The organism is Micromonospora aridisoli, from assembly GCF_056150025.1.
This window is the reverse complement of sequence record NZ_JAXCFK010000003.1, coordinates 257420-273466: the sequence shown is the minus strand read 5'-3', so window position 1 is coordinate 273466 and position 16047 is coordinate 257420. Positions and strand designations below refer to the sequence as shown.

Here is a 16047-nt window from a genome sequence, read left to right as displayed (position 1 = left end):
GTCAGGACACCAATCCGGTGAGTACGGCGAACGGGACCACGAGGTAGCCGACGCAGAGGGCGACGGCGAAGACCAGCGCCACCGCCCTGGCCCGCTGCTCGCCGCGCGGGGTCTGCTGACCCAGGCTGCGCAGCGCGCTGAACACGCCGTGCCGCAGGTGGAAGCCGAGAGCGACGACGGCCAGGGTGTAGAAGAGCGTGACGTACCAGCGTTCCGGGGCGAAGTCGGCGACCACGTTGGCGTACGGGCGGGACGGGTCGCCGACCGGGTTCAGCGTGCCGGTGGTCAGGTCGAGGATGTGGTAGACCACGAAGAGCAGGATGATGACGCCACCCCACCGCATGGTGCGGGCCGCATAGCTGCCCCGGACCTTCTTGCGGTGGGCGTAGCGCACCGGCCGGGCGGCGCGGGCGCGCAGCGCGAGCACGGTGGCGGCCCAGATGTGCAGCAGCACCGCGGCCAGCAGGCCGATCCGCTGGAGCCACAGGAACCCGGCGGCGGGCAGCAGCGGGGCGCCGAGTTCCCGCAACCACTCGGCGTAGTGGTTGAACGCCGTGGCCCCGGTGAAGATCTTCAGGTTGCCGAGCATGTGCGCGATGAGGAACAGCACCAGCAGGATGCCCGTCACCGCCATGACGGCCTTGAGGCCGACATTGGATCGGATGGGCGACCGCGTTCTCGTCGTGACTACCACTCGACCGACGCTAGGAGGACTTCGATCAGTCGTCCAATGCATCGACACCGCAGTCTTGATAGCCATAAGCTATGTAGATGCAGCTACATCAGCTGAAGTACTTCGTCGCGGTGGCCGAAGTACGACATTTCACCCAGGCGGCCGATCTCGTGGGCATCACCCAGCCCTCGTTGAGTAAGCAAATTCACGCGCTGGAGGACACTCTCGGCGCCCCGCTCTTCGAGCGGGTAAGGGGCAACATCACGCTCACCGCCGCGGGCGAGGTGCTGCTGCCGTTGGCCAAACGGATCCTGGCCGACGTCGAGACCGCCACCCGCGAGGTGCAGGAACTGGTCGGGCTGCGGCGCGGCCGGGTACGCCTCGGCGCCACCCCGAGCCTCGCCACCTCGCTCGCCCCGCCGGTGCTGCGCCGGTTCCGCGACGCGCACCCCACCGTCGACCTGCGGGTGGAGGAGGGCGGCTCCCAGGACCTCGTCCGTGACCTGCTCCGCGGCGACCTCGACCTGGCGCTGATCATCATGCCCGCCCAGGGCACCGACCCCGGGCTGCGGGCCGACCCGATCCTCACCGAGAGTCTCGTGGTCGCCTCGGTCGACCCGGTGCCGACCGCCTCACCCGGTGCCGACCTGCGCATCACCGACCTGCGCGACCAGCCCCTGGTGATGTTCCGTGAGGGCTACGACCTGCGCGACGCCACCCTCCAGGCGTGCCGGGACGCCGGCTTCGAGCCGACCCTGTCGGTCGACGGCGGGGAGATGGACGCCGTGCTCAGCTTCGTCGAGGCCGGGCTGGGCATCGCCCTGGTCCCCGGCATCGTGGTGGCCCACCGCCCCAACATCCGGGTCACCCGGCTCGCCCCACCCGGCGTACGCCGCACCATCGCCGTGGCCCGCCGCCGCGACGTCGTACCCACCCACGCCGGCCGCGAACTCCGCCGCATCCTGCTCGACTACGTCCACACCGCCACCGCGACCGCCCAGCTCCCACCCGGCGTCGAACCCCTGCCCTGACCCCGCAACCCTCGCGGGGCAGGGGTCAGCGGGCTTCGGCGTCGTCCATGGCGCGGTAGATGCGTTGCTCGCTGACGGGGTAGGGGGTGCCGAGGGCCTGGGCGAAGATGCTGACCCGCAGTTCCTCGATCATCCAGCGGATCTGGCGCACCGCCTCCGACGAGCGCTTAGCCGGGGGCAGCGCGGCCAGCATCTCGTCGTACTCCCGCTGCACCACCGCGACCCGGTCCTGCTGGGACTTGTCCCGCGCCGGGTTGCCGGGCAGCCGGTCCAGCCGCCGTTCGATCGCCGTCAGGTAGCGCAGCAGGTCGGGCAGCCGGGCGTACCCGGCCTCGGTGATGAAACCGGCGTGCACCAGCCCGGTGAGCTGATTGCGGATGTCGGCCAGGGCGGCCACCACGGCCAGGTTCCGGGTCGCGCCGAGCCGCTGCTGCACCGCGTACGCGGCGGCGAGCACCGCCCGGACCCGGTCCATCACCTCCACCACCGTGTCCACCAGCTCGGCCCGGACCCGCTCCCGCAGCGCGGCGAAGCCCGTCTCGTCCCAGGCCGGCCCGCCGGCCTCGGCGATCAGCTTGTCGATCGCCGCCCCGGCCGCGTCCTCGATCAACGCCTGCACCCCGCCGTGCGGGTTGCGCGACAACGCCAGCTTCGCCTCGTTGCTCAGCCGCCCCTGGAGGAACCTCGCCGGCGACGGCACGGTGAGCCGCAGCAGCCGCCGGGTGCCCGCCCAGTGGGCGGCCTCCTGCTCCGCCGGTGAGTCGAAGACCTTCACCCCGACGGTGGTGCCCTCGTCGACCAGCGCCGGGTAGGCGGTCACCGCGTATCCGGCCCGTACCTGCTCGATGGTGCGCGGCAGCGTGCCGATCGACCACTCGGTCAGCCCGGTGCGGGCCACGTCCGGCGCGGCGGCGGCGACCACCTGGCGTACCTCCGCCTTGAGCTGGCGTTGCAGGGCCGGCAGGTCCTTGCCCTCGGCGACCGGTTTGTCGTCGTCGCCGAGCACCCGGAAGGTGACCCGCAGGTGCGCCGGCAGCCTGCCCAGGTCCCAGGCGTCCCGGGGTACGGTCACCCCGGTCATCCGCCGCAACTGCCGGGTCAGCGCGTCCAACAGCGGCTCCTCGCCGGGAGTGATCGCGGCCAGCGCGGCGCGGGCGTAGTCGGGCACCGGCACGAAGTTGCGCCGGATCGGCTTCGGCAGCGACCGGATCAGCGCGACCACCAACTCCTCGCGCAGCCCCGGCACCTGCCAGTCGAAGCTCTCGGCGGGCACCTGGTTGAGCAGCGGCAGCGGGATGTCCACCGTCACGCCGTCGGTCGGGACACCCGGGTCGAACGTGTACGTCAGCGGCAGCGCCACCCCGTCGGCCCGCCACTCGTCGGGATAGTCGGCCTCGTCCACCCCGCCCCGGCCCGCGTTGACCAGCAGCTCCCGGGTGAAGGTGAGCAGGTCGGGCCGCTCCCGCCGGGTCTTCTTCCACCAGCTGTCGAAGTGCCGCCCGGACACCACCTCGGCCGGGATGCGCTCGTCGTAGAACTGGAAGATCGTCTCGTCGTCGACCAGGATGTCGCGCCGCCGGGCGCGGTTCTCCAGCTCCTCCACCTCGGTCAGCAGCCGTTGGTTGTCCCGCCAGAACTGGTGGTGGGTGGACCAGTCGCCCTCGACCAGCGCGTGCCGGATGAACAGCTCCCGGCTCAGCGTCGGATCGATCCGGCCGAAGTTCACCTTGCGGGAGGTGACCAGCGGTACGCCGAAGAGGGTGACCTTCTCGTACGCCATCACCGCCGCCTGCTTCTTCTCCCAGTGCGGCTCGCTGTAGCTGCGCTTGACCAGGTGCTGGGCGAGCGGCTCGACCCACTCCGGTTCGATCCGCCCGTTCACCCGCCCCCAGAGCCGGGAGGTCTCCACCAACTCGGCGGACATCACCCACCGGGGCGGCTTACGGAACAACGCCGAGCCCGGAAACAGCGCGAACTTCGCCCCGCGCGCCCCCAGATACTCGTGCTTCTGCGATTCCTTGAGGCCGATGTGCGACAGCAGGCCGGGCAGCAGTGACTGGTGCACCTTCGGTGTGTCGATCTCCTCCGGCAGGTCCGCGCCGGTCTGCCGCCGTCCGCCACCGCCGTCGGGCCCGGCGTCCGCGGCGCCCCGCCGGCCCCGTCCCCGGCCGTCCCCCTCGGGCGTACGTAGGACCTGCCGCAACTGGCTGACGATGTCCTGCCACTCCCGGACCCGCAGGTAGTTGAGGTATTCGGCCCGGCACATCCGGCGGAACGCGCTCGAGGAGAGCGCCCGCTGCTGCTCGCGCAGGTAGCGCCAGAGATTGAGGTACGCGACGAAGTCCGACTCCTTGTCGGCGAACCGGGCGTGTGCCTGGTCGGCCTGGGCCTGCTTGTCCGCCGGCCGCTCGCGCGGATCCTGGATCGACAGGGCCGCGGCGATCACCATCACCTCGGTGGCGCAGCCGTTGCGCTCGCCCTCCAGCACCATCCGGGCCAACCTCGGGTCGACCGGCAGTTGGGCCAGCCGCCGGCCGAGGGAGGTGAGCCGTCTCGCCGGGTCGTCCTCGGTGGGATCGATCGCGCCCAGCTCGTGCAGCAGGTTGACGCCGTCGGTGATGTTGCGCCGGTCCGGCGGGTCGATGAACGGGAAGGCGGCGATGTCGCCGAGGCCGATGGCGGTCATCTGAAGGATGACCGAGGCCAGGTTGGTCCGCAGGATCTCCGGGTCGGTGAACTCCGGCCGCGAGTCGAAGTCCTGCTCGTCGTAGAGCCGGATGCAGATGCCGTCCGAGGTACGCCCGCAGCGCCCCTTGCGCTGGTTGGCGCTGGCCTGGGAGACCGGCTCGATCGGCAGCCGCTGCACCTTCAGCCGCTGCGAGTAGCGGGAGATCCGGGCGGTACCGGGATCGACCACGTACTTGATGCCGGGCACGGTCAGCGAGGTCTCCGCGACGTTGGTGGCCAGCACCACCCGCCGTCCGCCGTGGGGCGCGAAGACCCGGTGCTGCTCGGCGACGCTGAGCCGGGCGTACAGCGGCAGGATCTCGGTGTTGTGCAAGGGCCGCCGGTTCTGCACCAGCTTGCCGAGCGCGTCGGCGGTGTCCCGGATCTCCCGCTCACCGCTGAGGAAGACCAGGATGTCGCCCGGCCCCTCGGCGGCCAGTTCCTCCACCGCGTCGCCGATGGCCTGGATCTGGTCGCGGACGTTCTCCTCGTCCGCGTCCTCCTCCTCGTCACCGTCGGCGACCTCCACCAGCGGCCGGTAACGCACCTCCACCGGGTAGGTCCGGCCGGAAACCTCCACCACCGGTGCCGGCGCGCCCTCGGGATGCTCGGCGGTCGGCGGGCCGGCGAAGTGCCGGGCGAACCGGTCGGTCTCGATGGTCGCCGAGGTGATGACCACCTTCAGATCGGGTCGGCGGGGGAGAAGCTGCTTCAGGTAGCCGAGAATGAAGTCGATGTTGAGGCTGCGCTCGTGCGCCTCGTCGATGATCAACGTGTCGTACTGGCGCAGCATCCGGTCGGTCTGCAACTCGGCCAGCAAGATGCCGTCGGTCATCAGCTTGACCAGGCTGTTCTCGCCCACCTGATCGGTGAAGCGCACCTTGTAGCCGACCACGTCGCCCAGCTCGGTGCCCAACTCCTCGGCGATCCGGTCGGCCACCGTACGCGCGGCCAGCCGCCGGGGCTGGGTGTGACCGATCAGCCCGTGCACCCCGCGCCCCAGCTCCAGGCAGATCTTCGGCAACTGGGTGGTCTTCCCCGAACCGGTCTCGCCCGCCACGATCACCACCTGGTGGTCGCGGATCGCCGCGGCGATGTCGTCCTTGCGCTCGCTCACCGGCAGACTGGCCGGATAGGTGATCTTCGGTACCGCGGCCTTGCGCCGCTCCAACCGGCCCTCCGCCGCCACCGTCTCGGCGACGATCTCCGCCAGCACCGATTCCCGGCGCTGCGGGTCGCGTAGCTTCCGCAGCCCGTCGAGTCGACGACGCAGGTGACGCTGGTCGCGGAACATCAGCGGCGACAGACGGCGCTGCAACTCCCGGACGGGATCGGCCGCGGCGGGTGAGGCTGAATTCTGCATGTCGTGGCCAAGGATAGGCAGCCGCCCGCCGCTCCGCCTCCTGGTTACCCGCCCCCCGCCCTCGCCCCCGTTCCGCCTTTCCGCGGGCCGCCCCGCCCTCGCCCCCGTTCCGCCTTTCCGCGGGCCGCCCCGCCCTCGCCCCCGTTCCGCCTTTCCGGGGGCCGCCCCGCCCTCGCCCCCGTTCCGCCTTTCCGGGGGCCGCCCCGCCCTCGCCCCCGTTCCGCCTTTCCGCGGGCCGCCCCGCCCCGACCCCGGCCGCGCCCTGCCCTCGCTCGCCCCGCCTGCCCCGGGTCGCCCGCCTCGCCAAGCCCGGGTCGCCCGGCGTCGCCATGCCACGCGACGTGGCGTGCGGTGGCCGCATGCGAGCGCCCCTTGCGTGCGCTTTGCTCTGCTTCACCCGACGCAACGGTCGTAACCCTCGATCGGTGCGTCCGGTGAAGCAGAGCAGGGGCGTGGCGGTCGCACCCTGACGGGGCGGTCTATCGTCTTAGCGCTGGCTGGGAGCGGGGAACCGGGGATTCGATGACGATGCGCGACACCGATCGGGCGCTGGTGCAGGCCGCCAGCGCGGTGGCGAAGCTGCGTTGCCGCAGTGCCGCCCACACCCTCGCTTCGGCGGCCCGTACCGCCGATGGTCGGGTCATCTCCGCCGTGAACGTGGTGCACGCGACCGGCGGGGCCTGCCCCGAGACGATCGCGCTCGGCACCGCCGCCACCCAGGGCGTGGGGGAGCTGGAAACCATTGTCACGGTCGGCGACCGCGGCCGGTCCCTGGTCGCCCCCTGCGACACCTGCCGCCAGCTCCTGGCCGACCATTTCCCAGCGTTACGCGTCATCGTCGGCCCGACCGAGGCCCCGAAGGTCGTACCCGTCACCGACCTGACCCCGCCCGCCCCTCAATAACCCCGCCGCGCCGTCACGGCGGTGTGCAACTTCGGGGAAAGTGTCGCCTCAAGCAGGGTTGAGACGACACTTTCCCCGAAGTTGCACGCTGGGGCTTCCGTGAGGGCGCAGTCAGCGGGTACGGGTGCGGATTGCTTGACGGAGTTCGGCGAGGAAGCCGTCGAAGTCTTCGCGGAGCCGTTGGGCGGTCACGTGCAGGACCATCCAGTCCTCGCCGAGCAGGCGGTTGAGGCGTCGCCGGTCGCGGTGGAGTTGCTGCGGGTCGTCGTGCCAGCGGCCGTCGTACTCGACCGCGATCTTGAGGTCCGGCCAGGCGAGGTCCACCCGCGCGATGAACCTGCCGTTCCGCTGCACGACGAACTGGGTGACCGGCCGGGGGAGACCGGCCAGGACGATCCGCACCCGCAGCCGGGATTCCTGAGGCGACTCCGCGCCGGGCTCGGCGAGGTGAGCCACGCGGAGCAGGCGTTTCCAGCCTCGGGCACCACGACGGCGGTTCACCAGCTCCCGCAGCTGGTCGGCGCTCACCAGCCGCCGATTGAGCAGACGATCGACCGCGACCACGGCCGCTTCGGTGTCGAGCCACTGAGCCAGATCCCAGCAGGTCCGCAACGGCGTGGTGACCGGTATCCCGGCGTGCGACAGCAGATCGGCCTCGGCGACCTCGGCGGTGTGTACCGCGAGACCAGCGACCGGCCCGAACCGAAGCCCGGCCGGCACCAGAACGTCGAGCGGCTCGGCGTCCCCGACGAGCCCGGCACCGAACAGCGCCGCGGCGCTGCGCCCGGCGATCGCCGCACCGGACGGAAGCACCCACCGTGCCGCGGCCTGGCACCGGGTGCGGTGGGAGATCGTGAGCTGGGCGTCGGCGTACACGTCCCGGAAGACCGGGCGCCATGCCCTGCTGCGCAGCTCGCCCTTGGTCAGCAGTCCGCGCGCCACAGCGTGGGAACCTCGGAACACGCGCCCGCGAAGCTGCGGTGGCCGTCGAGCGGAAGTCGGCATGCGTCCAGCGTGGACGAACGCAAGCCTCCCGCGTCACCCTTGTGGATAACTCGCTCCGCCGCTCCGCCGCTCCGCCTGCCGCCCGAAGGCCTGCGGCAGGTGGACCGGGATCTGGGTCACCCCGATGAGGCGTGGCTGGAAGCAACGTCGGGGAAGATGTCGCCTCGGCGTAACACCTGACCGAAGGCAGCACCTTCCCCGACTTGGAACGGATCTTGAAGAGGCTGGTGGTTGGGGTGAGGGGCGGACTCAGGCGGCGGCGGACCAGATGGCGCGGAAGGCGGCGGCCTCGCCGGCGAGCCAGCGTTCGATCTCGTCGGGTTTGGCGCCGTCGGGCATCCGGTGGGCGGTGCCTCGGCGTACGTCGACCAGGACCGGCTCGGCGTGCGGGAGAACGGCGTCCATGTGGCGGGCGGTCAGGTGCAGCGCCGCCAGCATCGCCTCCTCGCTGGGCGGGGCCTCGTCGAAGTGCAGCCGGACGGCTTCGGCGCGACCGTCGGCGTAGCGGAGACCGAAGTGCGGGTTGATCTTGATGGGTAGGTCGCCGAGCATGGCGAGGGCGTCGCGGGTCTGGGCCAGGTCGACGCTCGCCGGCTCGCCGAGCGAGTGCAGCCAGGCCGTCGCGCCGGGCACGAGCGTCTGGTAGAGCGGCCGCCACCGGGGCTTGACCACGTCGACCACCTGCGCCAGGTGGGTGCCGCCGGTGTGGAAGGCGATGTCGGCCTTGAGTGCCTTGACGAACTGGCCGTGCGGGTTGAAGCCGGAGCGGCTGGCCCGCTGTCGACGCAGGCCGCCGACGAAGCTGGCCTTGGTCGGGCCGGTGCGGTCCACGTACCGGGTGAAACCGAGGAGGGTGGCGTACGGCGTGAGGGGGGTGGAGGTGGGCGCGGTCACGAGCATCCTCCCAGGTCAGGAACTCGATTAGTACATACATTCTAATCGACGGGCCTGACATCGCCCAGGGCACGAAAGGGGCCGCCCGGGCATCCCGGACGGCCCCCGTACGAAAAATTTCAGAGCTGGCCGACGTCGGTGATCCGCACGACGGCGGCGCCCGCCTCGTCGGAGGCGGCCAGGTCGACATCGGCGCTGATGCCCCAGTCGTGGTCGCCCTCCGGGTCGTCCAGGATCTGCCGCACCGTCCAGGTCGAGCGGCCCTGTTCGATCATGAGCAGCGCGGGGCCACGGGCGTTCGGTCCGGTTCCGATGGAGTCGTACGACTCGAAGTACGGCTCCAGCGCGTCCGCCCAGGCGTCGGCGTGCCACCCCGCGTCGGCGTCCAGGTCGCCGAGCGCGTCCCAGTGCCGTAGCGCGGCCAGCTCGACCCGTCGGAACAGGGCGTTGCGCACCAGCACCCGGAACGCCCGGAGGTTGCGGGTCACCGCCGCCGGCCGGTCGTCCAGGGCGGCGGCGACGTCGGGCAGGTCGGTCGGGTTGCGCAGCCGCTCCCACTCGTCGATGAGGCTGGAGTCGACCTGGCGGACCAACTCGCCGAGCCACTCGATCAGGTCGACCAGTTCCTCGGTCTTGGCCTCCTCCGGCACCGTCTGCCGCAGCGTCTTGTACGCGTCGGCGAGGTAGCGCAGCACCAGACCCTCGGAGCGGGACAGCCCGTAGAACTGCACGTACTCGGTGAAGGTCATCGCCCGCTCGTACATGTCCCGCACGACGGACTTGGGGGAGAGCTGGTGGTCCGCCACCCAGGGGTGCCCCCGCCGGTACATCTCGTAGGCGTTCTCCAGCAGCTCGGCGAGGGGCTTGGGCCAGGTCACCTCGTCGAGCAGTTCGAGACGGGCCTCGTACTCGATGCCCTCGGCCTTCATCGCGGCGACCGCCTCGCCACGGGCCTTGAACTGCTGCGCGGAGAGCACCTGACGCGGGTCGTCGAGGATCGACTCGATCACGCTGAGCACGTCGAGGGCGTACGACGGGGACTCGGTGTCCAGCAGTTCGATGGTGGCCAGGGCCAGGGGCGACAGCGGCTGGTTGAGCGCGAAGTCGAGCTGGAGGTCCACGGTGAGCCGGACCCGCCGACCGGTCTCGTCCGGCTCGGGCAGTTCCTCGACCACCCCGCCGGCCTTCAACGCCCGGTAGATCGCGATGGCCCGGCGGATGTGCCGGCGCTGGGCCGCCGCGTCCTCGTGGTTGTCGGTGAGCAGGTGCCGCATGGCCGCGAACGCGTCGCCGGGGCGGCCGATGACGTTGAGCAGCATCGAGTGGCTGACCTGGAAGCTGGAGGTCAGTGGTTCCGGTTCGGCCTCCACCAGGCGCTCGAAGGTGGGCTTGCCCCAGCCGATCGAACCCTCCGGCGGCTTCTTGCGCACCACCTTGCGCCGCTTCTTCGGGTCGTCACCGGCCTTCGCCAGGGCCTTCTCGTTCTCGATCACGTGCTCGGGCGCCTGCACCACGACCCGGCCGAGGGTGTCGAAGCCGGCCCGCCCGGCCCGCCCGGCGATCTGGTGGAACTCCCGGGCCTTGAGCAACCGGGTACGCACCCCGTCGTACTTGGACAGGCCGGTGAACAGCACGGTGCGGATCGGCACGTTGATGCCGACGCCGAGGGTGTCCGTACCGCAGATGACCTTGAGCAGGCCCGCCTGGGCCAGGGTCTCCACCAGGCGGCGGTACTTCGGCAGCATCCCGGCATGGTGCACCCCGATGCCGTGCCGGACCAGCCGGGACAGCGTCTTGCCAAAGCCGGAGGTGAACCGGAACCCACCGATCGCCTGCGCGATCATGTCCTTCTCGGCCCGGGTGCAGACGTTGACGCTCATCAGCGCCTGGGCGCGTTCCAGGGCGGCGGCCTGGGTGAAGTGCACCACGTACACCGGGGCCTGCTTGGTCTCCAGCAGTTCCTCGAGGGTTTCGTGCAGCGGCGTCATCGCGTACGAGAAGAGCAGCGGAACCGGCCGCTCGGCCGAGCGGACGACGGCGGTCGGCCGGCCGGTACGCCGGGTCAGGTCGTCGACGAACCGGGTGGTGTCGCCCAGCGTGGCCGACATCAGCACGAACTGCGCCTGCGGCAGCTCGATCAGCGGCACCTGCCAGGCCCAGCCCCGGTCCGGCTCGGCGTAGAAGTGGAACTCATCCATGATCACCTGACCGACGTCGGCCCGGCCGCCCTCGCGCAGCGCCAGGTTGGCCAGGATCTCCGCGGTGCAGCAGATGACCGGGGCATCGGCGTTGACGCTGGCGTCGCCGGTGAGCATGCCCACGTTCTCGGCGCCGAAGACCTCGCAGAGCGCGAAGAACTTCTCCGACACCAGCGCCTTGATCGGCGCGGTGTAGAAGGTCGTCCGGTTGTCGGCCAGGGCGGCGAAGTGCGCGGCGACCGCGACCAGGCTCTTGCCGGAGCCGGTCGGCGTATTCATGATCACGTTGGCCCCGGAGACGATCTCGATGACCGCCTCCTCCTGGTGGGGGTAGAGGTCCAGGCCGCGCTCGGACGCCCAACTGGCGAACGCGTCGTAGAGGGTGTCGGGGTCGGCGGTCTTCGGCAGCGCGGCGGTGAGAGTCATGGCCGGTCCATGGTGCCTGGATCGGGTGCCGGGACGCCAACCGGCCTCCGGGCGGGCGGTGGTGTTGGCAGGGGGCCCTTCCTATCCACCAGGCGTTAAGAAGGTGCCCTTCCTTGCACGCTCAGCGGCGGCGGTAGATCAGGTCGGCGATCGGGCGGCCGGCGCGCAACGCCCGCCGCTCGAACCGGGTCACCGGCCGGTGCTCGGGCCGGGGAGCGTACCCGTCGTAGGCGTTGACCAGGCCCGGGTCGGCGTCGAGGGTCGCCCGCATGGACTCGGCGTACTCCGCCCAGTCGGTCGCGCAGTGCAGCGTGCCGCCGACGGCCAGCCGGGAACGCAGCCGGGCCACGTGGGCCGGCTGGATCAGCCGCCGCTTGTGGTGCCGGGACTTCGGCCACGGGTCCGGAAAGAAGACGTGCACCGCGTCCAGCGAGCCGGACGGCAGCAGATCGAGCAACTCCACCGCATCGCCCTCGACGATCCGGACATTGCCCAGGTCACGCCGGTGGACGAGGTCCAGCAGGTTCGCGATTCCCGGGGTGTGCACCTCGACCGCCAGATAATCTCGATCCGGGTCGGCGGCGGCCATCTCGACGGTCGTGTCGCCCATGCCGGAACCGATCTCGACCACCAGCGGAGCGCGGCGGCCGAACAGGCCGACCGGATCGAACGGGTCGACGTCGGCGACGCGCAGGCCGTACCGCGGCCAGAGCTGTTCCAACGCCGCCACCTGCCGGCCGCTCATCCGGCCGCGACGCGGGTGGTAGGTGCGGATCGCCCGCGCCGCGTGCGGCGCGACGACGGCGGGAGTCGGGTCGGTGGTGGTCACAACCAGACGAGCGTACGCGAGTACCGCGCCGGACCGGATGTGATGTACGACCGGTGATGAGACCATCATCGGGGTAAGGCAGTACCGGGTGTCCCGGGGGAGCCCGGCGAACGCCCCGGCGCACCGGGAGGGGGCCTCGTGTCAGCAGTGACCCGCACTCGTCCGGCGCGGCCGGCCGTCCCGCCCCTCTTGCCGCGGCGCACCCTGACGGCCGTCGTGCCGCTGCTCGCGGCCGCGTTGGCCGCACCGTTGCTGTCGATGACGCCCGCCGTGGCGGCACCGCTGGCGACGCGGGCCGTGTCGTTGTCGCCGCAGGCAGCAGCCCTGGCCGGCGGCGCACCGATCGCCGCCGGGCAGCCCGGCGGGTCGGCCCCCACGTCGCAGCCCGGCCCGAGTGTGTTCGTGGAGGTTTCGCCGAGCATGGTGGAGCCGGGCCACCTGGTCGGCATCCGGGCCAGCTGCCACGACAACTCGGTCGGGGCCATCGTCGTCTCGGACGCGTTCGGCCGGGTCGCGGTGCAGCCGCAGCGTGGGCTGCTGACCGGCACGGCCATGGTGAAGGACCGGGTGCTCCCCGGCAACTACCGGGTCAAGCTGGAGTGCCGGGGTGGCGAGACCGCCTCCACCATGATCCAGGTCGTACGCCAGGTGAAGCCCAGCCGGGGGCCGGCGACCGGATTCGGCGGCGGTGCCGGCGCAGTCACCTCGAATCTGCTGCTCCCCGGCGGCCTGGCGTTGACCGTCACCGGCATGGTCCTCTGGGTCACCGCGACGCGCCGTCGTGGCACCCGGCGGTGAGCCGCCGTGGCCGCCGCCCGCGCACCCCGCCCCACCGGCTCCACCGGCCGTACGGCCCCTCCCGCCGGCTCCGGTCGTACGGCCCCTCCCGCCGGCTCCGGTCGTGCGGCTCCTCCCGCCGGCTCCGGTCGGGCGGCCCGCCTCGGCGGTGGCCCACCCCGTCCGACCCACCGGGCCGACCTGTTCGTGCCGCCGGCCAGCCCGCCCCCTCCGCCAGGGTCCACGCCTCGCCGGGAAATGATCGCGCCCCCACCCGCCGGCCGGGTACCGCCTCCGCACGGTCGGAAGCCTCGACCCGGTCCTGTGCCGGGCCTCGACGGCCGGAGGTCGGGTTCCGGCCTGGAGCCGCGCGCGCACGGCCGGGCGGCTGTCCCCGATCCCGCTGCCCGCCGCTCCGGCCTGCTGCCGCTGTCCACCGACCGGCGTCGCGCACCCCGGAACGCGGCAAAATCCGACCGCGCGGCGCGGTCCGGGCGTAGTCCCTGGTCGCTGCCGCTCGCGGCGGTGCTCGTGCTGGCCGGCGTCTTCGCCACCGGTGCCGGCCTCGGGCACAGCGTCGGACTGGACTGGGCCGCCACCGGCGGCCAGCGTGATTCCAGCACGGCACCGGTGGCACCCGCCGCGCGCACGGCGGCGCGGCCGGTGAGCCTGTCCATCCCGTCGATCGACGTCTCGGCACCGGTGAAGCCGGTCGGGGACGCGCCGGACGGGTCGATCGACGTGCCGCCGCTGAGCCGGCACGAGGAGACCGGGTGGTACGACCGCGGGCCTGTGCCGGGGGAGCCGGGTCCGGCGGTCATCGTCGGGCACGTGGACACCAAGAGCGGCCCGTCGGTCTTCTACAACCTGGGCAAGCTGAAGGTGGGGGACACCGTCGAGGTGGTCCGGGAGGACGACTCGGTGGCCGTGTTCACCGTCGAGTCGGTGGAGCACTTCCCCAAGGACCGGTTACCGGCCGACCGGGTCTACGGCCACGAGGGCCCGGCCGGCCTGCGGCTCATCACCTGCGGCGGCGAGTGGGTAGGCGGTGGCACCGGCTACGCCGACAACGTCATCGCCTTCGCCACCCTCACCACCACCCGCCCCGCCTGACAGATGCCGTTGACGGACGTGCAGGAGGATGGCCGTCAGCCCTGAGATCGGCCCGGTAGCTCCTCGGCGACCCACAGGCCGCGGCCCTGTAAACCGACGACCATTCCGCGATCTTGAAGAATGATGATCGCTCGCTGAACCGTCGTGACGCTCACGCTGTAGAGGTCGGCCAGTTCCTTGTAGGTCGGCAACCGCTCACCTCGCGGATACTCGCCGCTCTTGATTCGGGTTGCCAGGTCTTCGGCCACCTCGCGGTAGCCGCCGGTTGGTATCGGCATGGGAAGGTCCTTCGTTCGGCACCTTCCATCGGATCATGAGTGGCATCCACCTTCAAGACCAACATTGCCTTAGGTACCAAAGGTCTCTAAGGTGATGGTCGTGGTTGGGTTCTTCGTTCGGCAAACGCTGGACCCCATCACGAAGCCGTCCAAGGGGAGCGCGACGCAGGGTCTCTGCCCCCTTGGGCGGGGCCAATCGTGATCACGCCGGAGGTCTTCGCCGTGCCGCTCGACGATCCTGACGAAGACTCGCCCATCCGCCGACTCTTCGAGGCCAACCGGGTGCTGGAGCTCCACTGGACCCGTGCGCTCGCTGACCCGTTCGAGGTGGGCGGATGCCTGGAGTGTCGTGGGCGTACCGAATGCCCTCAGCTGGACTGGGCGATCGGCGTCACGGTCGAGATCGCGGCCGTGATGTTCCAGAAGCGGTGACGGGCCGGCCGGTCAGGGGACCTGCTGGACGACCTCGAATTCGAGGAGGGTGGCGCCGGAGGCGACGGGTGGGCGCTGCTCGGCGCCGGGCGGGGTGGCGTGCGCGGCCCGCGCCGGGCCGGCGGCCCACTCCTGGTAGGCCTCTTCGGTCTCCCACCTGGTGTAGACGAAGTAACGGTCCTCGCCGGCGACCGGGCGCAACAGTTCGAAGCCGAGGAAGCCGGGGGAGTTCTCCACCGCGCGGGCCCGGGCGGCGAACCGCTTCTCCAACTCCTCGCCGGCACCCGGCGGGACCTCGATCGCGTTGATCTTCACAACAGCCATGACGCCACCCTAACCACCCTCCCCGCGACACCGTCCCGCCCGACGTCCATGGTCGGTGCAACTTCCCCGATAGTGCTGCCTCGGTCGACGTTGAGCCAGCAACATCCCCGAAGTTGCACGGATCTTGAATCGCGGGGTCAGCAGTGGCGGGGCCCTCAGAAGGACTCGACGGTGGGGATCAGGTCGGCGTCGACGACGATGGGGGCGTGGTCGGAGGGACCCTTGCCCTTGCGGGCCTCCCGGTCGACGTACGCCGAGCGGACCGCGCGGGCCAGCGGGGTCGAGGCGTACACCAGGTCGATGCGCATGCCCTTGTTCTGGTGGAACATGCCGGCGCGGTAGTCCCAGTAGGTGAAGGGGTGCGGCCCCTTCATCGGGGTCGGCACCACGTCGGTGAGCCCGAGATCGCGCAGCGCCGCCAGCGCGGCCCGCTCGGGCGGGGTGACGTGGGTGGAGTTGACGAACAGCGCCGGATCCCAGACGTCGTCGTCGGTGGGGGCCACGTTGAAATCACCGCAGACGGCCAGCGGCACCCCCGTGGTCAGTTCGACGTCGAGCGCGTCCCGCAGCGCCGCCAACCAGGCCAACTTGTACGCGTAGTGCGGGTCGTCGGGGGCACGGCCGTTCGGCACGTACACCGACCAGACCCGCAGCCCGCCGCAGGTGGCCGAGATGGCCCGCGCCTCCGGCTCGGGAAAGCCGGGCTCGCCGGAGAACCCGACGGTGACGTCGGCCAGGCCGACCCGGGACAGGATGGCGACCCCGTTCCACCGACCGTCACTGTGGCTGGCCACGGTGTACCCCAGTTCGCCCACCTCGGTCGCCGGGAAGGCACCGTCCGGGCACTTGGTCTCCTGGAGGCAGACCACGTCCGGCCCGGTGCCCGCCAGCCAGTCGAGCAGCCGGGGCAGCCGGGCCTTCACCGAGTTCACGTTCCAGGTCGCCAGGCGCATGGTGTCAGCCTGCCGTATCCCGGCCCGGCCCGCCCGCCGCGGCACGGGAGTGGCGGCGGTACAGGCGGCGCGGTGTTAGCAGGGGGCCCTTCCTATACACCAGGCGTTAAAAAGGGGCCCT

Annotated in this window: 14 protein-coding genes; 5 read left to right on the top strand and 9 right to left on the bottom strand. The window is 71.4% G+C overall.

The window, feature by feature from the left end; translation table 11 throughout:
* Position 1: 1 nt before the first annotated feature.
* Positions 2–694 (bottom strand): succinate dehydrogenase cytochrome b subunit, encoded by a 693-nt coding sequence (locus tag SM447_RS08250; protein WP_474572137.1) that lies wholly within the window; start codon positions 692–694, stop codon positions 2–4.
* A 77-nt stretch (positions 695–771) separates the two neighbouring features.
* Between SM447_RS08250 and SM447_RS08245 the strand changes: the two genes are divergently transcribed.
* A complete protein-coding gene (locus tag SM447_RS08245) occupies positions 772–1704 on the top strand; it encodes a LysR family transcriptional regulator (protein WP_474572136.1) in 933 nt (310 codons plus the stop codon).
* A gap of 25 nt (positions 1705–1729) precedes the next feature.
* On the opposite strand, the gene hrpA is transcribed toward SM447_RS08245, so the two are convergent.
* Positions 1730–5794, bottom strand: coding sequence for an ATP-dependent RNA helicase HrpA (hrpA, locus tag SM447_RS08240; protein WP_474572135.1), 4065 nt, complete (start codon positions 5792–5794; stop codon positions 1730–1732).
* A 528-nt stretch (positions 5795–6322) separates the two neighbouring features.
* Between hrpA and SM447_RS08235 the strand changes: the two genes are divergently transcribed.
* Positions 6323–6697 carry a cytidine/deoxycytidylate deaminase family protein gene (locus tag SM447_RS08235; RefSeq protein ID WP_474572134.1) on the top strand — a complete coding sequence of 125 codons (375 nt, stop codon included), beginning with the start codon at positions 6323–6325 and terminating at the stop codon, positions 6695–6697.
* Between the two features lie 111 nt (positions 6698–6808).
* On the opposite strand, the gene SM447_RS08230 is transcribed toward SM447_RS08235, so the two are convergent.
* The 4 genes from SM447_RS08230 to trmB form a co-directional block, all read right to left on the bottom strand.
* Positions 6809–7639, bottom strand: a complete 831-nt coding sequence (locus tag SM447_RS08230; RefSeq protein WP_474572133.1) for an endonuclease domain-containing protein — start codon at positions 7637–7639, stop codon at positions 6809–6811.
* Between the two features lie 312 nt (positions 7640–7951).
* Positions 7952–8596 (bottom strand): hypothetical protein, encoded by a 645-nt coding sequence (locus SM447_RS08225; RefSeq protein WP_474572132.1) that lies wholly within the window; start codon positions 8594–8596, stop codon positions 7952–7954.
* A 119-nt stretch (positions 8597–8715) separates the two neighbouring features.
* Complete coding sequence (locus tag SM447_RS08220; RefSeq protein ID WP_474572131.1) at positions 8716–11220, bottom strand: DEAD/DEAH box helicase; 2505 nt, start codon at positions 11218–11220, stop codon at positions 8716–8718.
* A gap of 121 nt (positions 11221–11341) precedes the next feature.
* On the bottom strand, positions 11342–12049 hold the full coding sequence (gene trmB / locus SM447_RS08215) for a tRNA (guanosine(46)-N7)-methyltransferase TrmB (protein WP_474572130.1): 708 nt from the start codon (positions 12047–12049) through the stop codon (positions 11342–11344).
* A 189-nt stretch (positions 12050–12238) separates the two neighbouring features.
* On the opposite strand from trmB, the gene SM447_RS08210 reads away from it, so the two are divergent.
* On the top strand, positions 12239–12847 hold the full coding sequence (locus SM447_RS08210) for a hypothetical protein (protein ID WP_474572374.1): 609 nt from the start codon (positions 12239–12241) through the stop codon (positions 12845–12847).
* Between the two features lie 408 nt (positions 12848–13255).
* Entirely contained in the window at positions 13256–13939 is a 684-nt protein-coding gene (locus tag SM447_RS08205; RefSeq protein WP_474572373.1) for a class F sortase, read from the top strand.
* 35 nt (positions 13940–13974) lie between these two features.
* On the opposite strand, the gene SM447_RS08200 is transcribed toward SM447_RS08205, so the two are convergent.
* Positions 13975–14217, bottom strand: a complete 243-nt coding sequence (locus SM447_RS08200) for a GntR family transcriptional regulator (RefSeq protein WP_474572129.1) — start codon at positions 14215–14217, stop codon at positions 13975–13977.
* Between the two features lie 198 nt (positions 14218–14415).
* Here SM447_RS08200 and SM447_RS08195 point away from each other — a divergent pair, with 198 nt between their 5' ends.
* Positions 14416–14649, top strand: a complete 234-nt coding sequence (locus SM447_RS08195; protein WP_474572128.1) for a hypothetical protein — start codon at positions 14416–14418, stop codon at positions 14647–14649.
* A gap of 12 nt (positions 14650–14661) precedes the next feature.
* Here SM447_RS08195 and SM447_RS08190 read toward each other — a convergent pair whose 3' ends face one another.
* On the bottom strand, positions 14662–14973 hold the full coding sequence (locus SM447_RS08190; protein WP_474572127.1) for an antibiotic biosynthesis monooxygenase family protein: 312 nt from the start codon (positions 14971–14973) through the stop codon (positions 14662–14664).
* Positions 14974–15128: 155 nt separating this feature from the next.
* On the bottom strand, positions 15129–15926 hold the full coding sequence (locus tag SM447_RS08185; RefSeq protein ID WP_474572126.1) for an exodeoxyribonuclease III: 798 nt from the start codon (positions 15924–15926) through the stop codon (positions 15129–15131).
* Positions 15927–16047: the final 121 nt, after the last annotated feature.